The sequence below is a fragment of the Herbaspirillum chlorophenolicum genome (assembly GCF_001189955.1).
Taxonomy (GTDB): domain Bacteria; phylum Pseudomonadota; class Gammaproteobacteria; order Burkholderiales; family Burkholderiaceae_D; genus Herbaspirillum; species Herbaspirillum chlorophenolicum.
This window is the reverse complement of the sequence record NZ_LFLT01000091.1, coordinates 1-5,776: the sequence shown is the minus strand read 5'-3', so window position 1 is coordinate 5,776 and position 5,776 is coordinate 1. Positions and strand designations below refer to the sequence as shown.

The following is a 5,776-nucleotide window of genomic DNA, read 5'->3' as shown; positions in this document are numbered from 1 at the left end:
AAACGCCTGTACTGCCACTGCACTACGACGCCGCATGTGCCACGCATGCGGCGTTTTTTATGAGCGCTTGGAATCCACCGTTGTTGGCCTGACCAAAGTCTGGGGCGAGTGGTGTTTACGCGCATCGCATGCACTTGCTGTTAGGATAAATGCTCACCGTTTATTCCACCAGCAAGGAGAACTGTATGAGCCAGACAGACGTCAAGATCCTCGGCATTTCGGGCAGCCTGCGCGCCAAGTCCTATAACACCGCCGCCCTGAGGGCGCTGCATGAACTGCTGCCGCCAGGCGTCTCGCTCACCGAAGCGGATATTTCGGAGATTCCGTTGTACAACGACGATGTGCGCGAGCAGGGCTGGCCGGCCGCCGTAGAGCGCTTTCGCAAGCAGATCGAGCAGGCCGACGCCCTCATCTTTTCCACTCCCGAATACAACTACTCGGTGCCGGGCGTTCTGAAAAACGCCATCGACTGGGCTTCGCGTCCGCCGCAGCAGCCTTTTGCCGGCAAGCCGGCCGCCATCATGGGCGCCAGTCCGGGCGTCATCGGCACTGCGCGCGCCCAGTATCACTTGCGCCAGATTGGCGTCTTCCTCGACTTGCAATTCATCAACAAGCCTGAGGTCATGATCGGCACTGCCGCCGATCGTTTCAACGCCGATGGCAAGCTGACCCACGAACCTACCCGCGAATTCCTCAAGACCATGGTGACGGCACTGGCCGACCGTGTACGTTTCCTGCGCGACCGCAAGTGATTCCTGCGGCTTGATGGTGCTGATGCAAAAAGCGCAGCCTGCGGGCTGCGCTTTTTTTCGTCTATTGACCCTGGCGACGGCGATGCGGCAGGATCAAGCGGCGTTCCGCGCCCGTGCCTGGTTGCGCAGGCTGCGTACCTTGTCGTGGTTGGCCAGTACAGCCTGGTACTGGCGCTCCACGATCAGGCGAATATCGTTGGGCAGATCCAGGCCCAAGGCCTGCCGATAAACATGCACGGCGGCATCCTCGCAACGTTCGCATTCGCGGAGGATGGTTGCATCATCGTGGCCCATGATGGCCGTCTTCAGGGCAAGCCATTGCCGGTGCAGCGTGCCGCCGAAGGTACTGTGGTTGACCGGTTCGCCGCCCAGGCGATGCACCAGGTCTTGCAGGTCCAGTACCACCTGTGCGTACTCAGTAGCGCGCGCCATGAACATTTCCTTGTAGTTCGCATGGCGTTCTTCGGCATCTTCCGCGCAGGCGCGAAAGCCTTTCTCGCCATCCTTGGAGATCTGGATCAGGTCGTTCAGTGTGGAAATCAGATGGTCGTTGGTCATGGTGCTCTCCTTCCTCGTTGCGAAACCGCATGAAACGCCGCAAGGCGTCCGCCTGTTCCGATGCCCGGTGTTGTCATCCTAGGCAGCGACCTATGCGGCCGCCATCGGACGGCAGCGCAAGCGGATGTAGGAATCAAGGCCTGCTTGTGGACGGCCGGCACCGGAAATGCTGGAAATCCAGTCCCGTGGCGCTTCTTCGCGTTGTCCTACAAGACAATCGGGGGGCGTCCTATAGGGCTCGGCCATGGTCGATTGCTAACATTTTCCTCACATTGCAACGTTGACTCGACCTTACTTTTGGAGGCGCATCCATGAACAAGAAGACGATCACCGGCCATTTTCAGTTGGTTCTGGGCAAAGTCCAGGAGCGGCTAGCTTCGATGACGGGCAATGCCGAATTGCAGCAGGCTGCTTTGCGGCGCCAGACCGACGGCAAGATCATGCACGCAGTGGGGGAGGCGCAGGAGCTGATCAAACGGTCATTGCGCCATCAGCGCGCTTCGATGTGAAGTGAATGGGTTACGTCAATCACCGGCACATAAGGAGAACAAGATGATTTCCCCAAAAAGTTTACTGTTGGCATTCGGTTTGGCCAGCACTGCTGTTGCCGCCGCGTTAAGCATGATGGCGCGCGGTACAAGCCGCCGCGAACGTCGTTTGCAGCGCATCGAACTGCAGCGTTGGGAAAACGAAGGCGGCAATGCGTATCCGGTGCCGGGTGTGCCGGTGGCGCGTCGTCGCACCAGGCGTTAAGGTCGTTTGTCCTACAGGTTAATGGGCTTGGGGCCTATGGAAGGTGCGGTGGGTTGCAGGTATCTTGGAAACATTGGGATCGCGTACTGCAGCTCAAGCGGGCTGAGGATGGTAAAAGCCGGAAGGCAATCCGGCGCGAAGAAAAGAAAACCCAAGGAGACAGTCATGGACAAGCTTGTGCTTGGATGGCTTTTAGGTGTGCCGCTGCTGATGCTCATCATTCTTCAGTATCTGATGTGAGCGAGCAGTGACGCAGTCAAGTGAAAAATCCCCGAACGAATGGAGAACAGGCATGCAGGCTAATCATTTGAAGACCGTTCGCAACGACGTTCAGGCTTTGTTGCAGCAAGCGCAGGATCTTTTCGCCGAAGCTGCCGCAGCAACGGGAAAAACCGCAGACGACTTGCGTGCCAAAGGGCAGGAAGTATTGGACCAGGCCTTGAACACAGCCCAGGACGCCCAATCCGCAGTGATGCAGGCCGGTCGCCAGATTGTCACTACCACTGACGACTATGTGCAGTCCAACCCCTGGCGGGCGATCGCCATCTCCAGCAGCATTGGCCTTCTGGTCGGGCTGGCGGTGGGCCGCTGCGCCGACCGGGGCTGAGGCCAAGGATGATGCCAATGACGATGTCGCCAAGGAAAAATGCGACGCAATGAGCGGTGGCGCCACAGGCGGATGCGTGGCTGCCGAAAAATCCAAGTACGCCAGCAATAACTTGAACAACAACGGGCCGTGGGGCTGCAAAACCAGCCAATGGCCATTTCCGTGTACCGATTTTTTCTTGAGGAGAGCATCATGACGCTAAATAAAATGTCCCTGACCAAACGTTTCGCCGGTTTCTTCCTGGCGCTATTCATGGTGTCGCTGGTGGGCTGCGCCTCCGGCCCGGGCAAGGAAGGCACCGGCGAATATGTCGACGATGCCGTCATCACCACCAAGGTAAAGGCAGCCATCTTCAATGAGCCGAACCTGAGCTCGTCGGAAATCACTGTCGAAACTTACAAGGGAGTGGTCCAGCTTTCCGGTTTCGTTTCCAGTGCAACGTCGGCTACCCGTGCTACCGAGCTGGCCCGTGGCGTGAAGGGTGTCGTATCGGTGCGCAATGACTTGCGGCTGAAACAATAATCCGCCAGGGGAACAGATCTACTTGCGAGCGCAGCCGGTCCTGGGCCGGTTTGCGCTTGTTCGCTTCCAGAGCGCATTTGCGGCAGCCAGTGCGCTCCGGAAGCAGACAGAGAATTGGCTGTAAGGTATAGTTAAAGGCCATTACGCCAAGGCATTTCAAGATTGATCCGACGGCCGGATGTTATGCATGCCACGACTGTGGTTTTGGGCCCGGTCAGGCTGGCAGGAAATCATCCGCAAGCAATGCCGCGGCATCATTATCACCGCTCAAATTACTATGACAAAAATACTTGTAGTCGATGACCATGCGGTCGTGCGGGCAGGTGTGCACCACTTCATCTCCGAAATCCCGGCCATGGAAGTCGGGGGCGAGGCCAGTACCGCCGAAGAAGCGATTCGCCTGGTGCGCACCCAGGACTGGGATATCGTGCTGCTGGATATCGCCATGCCGGATAAAAGCGGCGTGGAAGTGCTGAAACAGATCAAGCGTGAAAAACCCGACTTGCCGGTGCTGATGCTGAGCATGCACCCGGAGAGCCGCTACGCGGTGCAGGTGCTGCGCAGCGGCGCCAGCGGTTATGTGCAGAAGGAGGCATTGGCCACGGAACTGGTCAACGCCATCAACACCATCCTGCGCGGCCACAAGTACATCAGCTACGGCGTGGCCGAACTCCTGACCAGCGAGCCGGTGGATTCGGAAAAGCCGCTGCACGAGACGCTCTCCCAGCGCGAATACGAAATTTTCTACAAGCTGGGGCAAGGCCAGGGAGTGACGCAGATTGCCGACGAACTGTGCCTCTCCGTCAAGACCGTCAGCACTTACCGTTCGCGCGTGCTGCAGAAAATGAGCATGACCAACAACGCAGACATCATTTATTACGTGATCAAGAACAACCTGATCGATTGAACATACCGGCCATCAGGCCAGTGCGGCAAGGCAGATTTTCCGGAGACACGGGCAGCATCGAAAGAGAAGATTGAAGATCATGGACGACATCCTCGATTCCTGGGCAGAGCGCGGTGCTGGCGATGTGCCCTTGCGAATCTTCCTGGTGGAGGATTCGGAGGATGTGCGTGATCTGATCGTGGAGAGCCTGGCCGAAATTGCCGGCGTCAGCCTGGCGGGATATGCCGAGAGCGAGGTGGATGCGCTGCTGCATCTGCAGCACAACAGCTACGACGTATTGATCCTGGACATCCAGTTGAAACAGGGCAATGGCATGAGCCTGCTGCAGTCGCTTGCCCGGTCCGACACCCAGCGCCAGAATGAGGTCAAGGTGGTGTTCAGCAACCATGTCAGCCCGACTTACCGCCGTGCGGGCCAGCAATGCGGCGTGGGACACTTCTTCGACAAATCGTCCGAGCTGCCGCTTCTGTACGATTTGCTTGAGAAGCTGGCGCGTGAAAAGATGGGCGTGGCAAGTTATACGCCTGCCAATACGCCACCCGGTTCGGCGCTGCCCGGCGGCATCTGACCCGTTTCTTTTTGCAGCATCATGTTTGCTGCGGGCCATGACCAAGCAGGCAGGTAGGAATGCCGCCTTTCCGGGGCAGTTCGGCGCGATCGCCATCGATTCAAAAAAAACAGCTTCAACAGAAGCAGGGGATTCCCGACGATGCAAAAGAAAAACGGCGGCGTTCGCCCATCTTCTGCCGATATGCAAAAGCATTCCTCGGTCGAGCATTTTGCCGCTTCCCAATCCAACAACAGCAGCATGGTGACATTGGCCATGGGCCTGGCCATGGCGGTGATCCTGTTCGGCATCGTGGTGGTGGCCGCCACTTTCCTGGAGGATGAGTACCGCAAGCTGTTGGCCGACCTGCTGGCCGTGAAGGAAGTGACGGCAGTCGGATTCATCCTGGGCGGGGGAGCGCTGTACCTGCTCTGCGTCAACGCATCGATGCATAGCACGCGGCTGAGCCTGCTGGTCAATCTCCTGGCGTTGCTGTTGTTCGTGCTGGGCGGGATTACGCTGGTGCACGGCAGCTTGTATGCATTGGGCTGGTTGCCGGTGGATGCCGCACATCCGATTTCTCCGCTGGTGATTCCGCCGCTGCTGTCGGTTGGTTTCCTGCTGATGGCGGCAATCCTGCTGTTCCACGACTGGCGCATGCTGGGCGGCTATTACCTGTCCGAATACCTTTCCTTTGGTTTGATCGGGCTCTCTGCCATCCCGCTGGTGGGCTATCTCTACGGCGTCAGCCAGTTCATTTACCTCGATTTCTATTTGCCGGTGCCGCTGCTGTCGGCCATGGTGTTTGCGCTCCTGGGTGCGGCGCTGCTGATGGCGCGTCCGGGCCATCCGGTGATGGCGGTGATCATGCGCATCGCGCCGGGCGGGCAACTGTTGCGCCGGCTGCTGCCGCAGACCTTGTTCCTGCTGCTGGCCTTCAGCCTGTTGCTGAACTGGGGCTTGTCCAATGGCTGGATCGTGTCGGAGCTGCTGTTGCCCACGCTGACGCTGGTCAATGGCGCGATCATCCTGTTCATCTTCTGGAGTTCGGCCAGCAAGCTCGATAGCGAATATGGCGAGCGCACGCGCAACGCGCAGAAGCTGGCCGAGACCAGCGCACTGCTCAACGC

General features: G+C 58.5%; 8 protein-coding genes and 1 pseudogene. 8 read left to right on the top strand and 1 reads right to left on the bottom strand.

Annotated features, from left to right (window positions below; genetic code table 11):
• The first annotated feature begins 185 nt into the window (after positions 1 to 185).
• Complete coding sequence (locus tag AKL28_RS22940; protein ID WP_050470610.1) at positions 186 to 752, top strand: NADPH-dependent FMN reductase; 567 nt, start codon at positions 186 to 188, stop codon at positions 750 to 752.
• Between the two features lie 93 nt (positions 753 to 845).
• On the opposite strand, the gene AKL28_RS22935 is transcribed toward AKL28_RS22940, so the two are convergent.
• Positions 846 to 1,310 (bottom strand): PA2169 family four-helix-bundle protein, encoded by a 465-nt coding sequence (locus tag AKL28_RS22935; protein ID WP_050470609.1) that lies wholly within the window; start codon positions 1,308 to 1,310, stop codon positions 846 to 848.
• Positions 1,311 to 1,621: 311 nt separating this feature from the next.
• Between AKL28_RS22935 and AKL28_RS22930 the strand changes: the two genes are divergently transcribed.
• From AKL28_RS22930 to AKL28_RS22895, 7 genes and pseudogenes are all read left to right on the top strand, one after another.
• On the top strand, positions 1,622 to 1,819 hold the full coding sequence (locus tag AKL28_RS22930) for a CsbD family protein (protein ID WP_050470608.1): 198 nt from the start codon (positions 1,622 to 1,624) through the stop codon (positions 1,817 to 1,819).
• A gap of 43 nt (positions 1,820 to 1,862) precedes the next feature.
• Positions 1,863 to 2,063 carry a hypothetical protein gene (locus tag AKL28_RS22925; RefSeq protein WP_050470607.1) on the top strand — a complete coding sequence of 67 codons (201 nt, stop codon included), beginning with the start codon at positions 1,863 to 1,865 and terminating at the stop codon, positions 2,061 to 2,063.
• A 292-nt stretch (positions 2,064 to 2,355) separates the two neighbouring features.
• Positions 2,356 to 2,670 (top strand): ElaB/YgaM/YqjD family protein, encoded by a 315-nt coding sequence (locus AKL28_RS22915; RefSeq protein WP_050470605.1) that lies wholly within the window; start codon positions 2,356 to 2,358, stop codon positions 2,668 to 2,670.
• A gap of 192 nt (positions 2,671 to 2,862) precedes the next feature.
• Complete coding sequence (locus AKL28_RS22910) at positions 2,863 to 3,192, top strand: BON domain-containing protein (RefSeq protein ID WP_050470604.1); 330 nt, start codon at positions 2,863 to 2,865, stop codon at positions 3,190 to 3,192.
• Between the two features lie 277 nt (positions 3,193 to 3,469).
• On the top strand, positions 3,470 to 4,099 hold the full coding sequence (locus tag AKL28_RS22905; protein WP_050470603.1) for a response regulator: 630 nt from the start codon (positions 3,470 to 3,472) through the stop codon (positions 4,097 to 4,099).
• Between the two features lie 79 nt (positions 4,100 to 4,178).
• On the top strand, positions 4,179 to 4,667 hold the full coding sequence (locus AKL28_RS22900; protein ID WP_082221641.1) for a response regulator: 489 nt from the start codon (positions 4,179 to 4,181) through the stop codon (positions 4,665 to 4,667).
• Between the two features lie 141 nt (positions 4,668 to 4,808).
• Positions 4,809 to 5,776: pseudogene (locus tag AKL28_RS22895) on the top strand (histidine kinase); the annotation flags it as partial.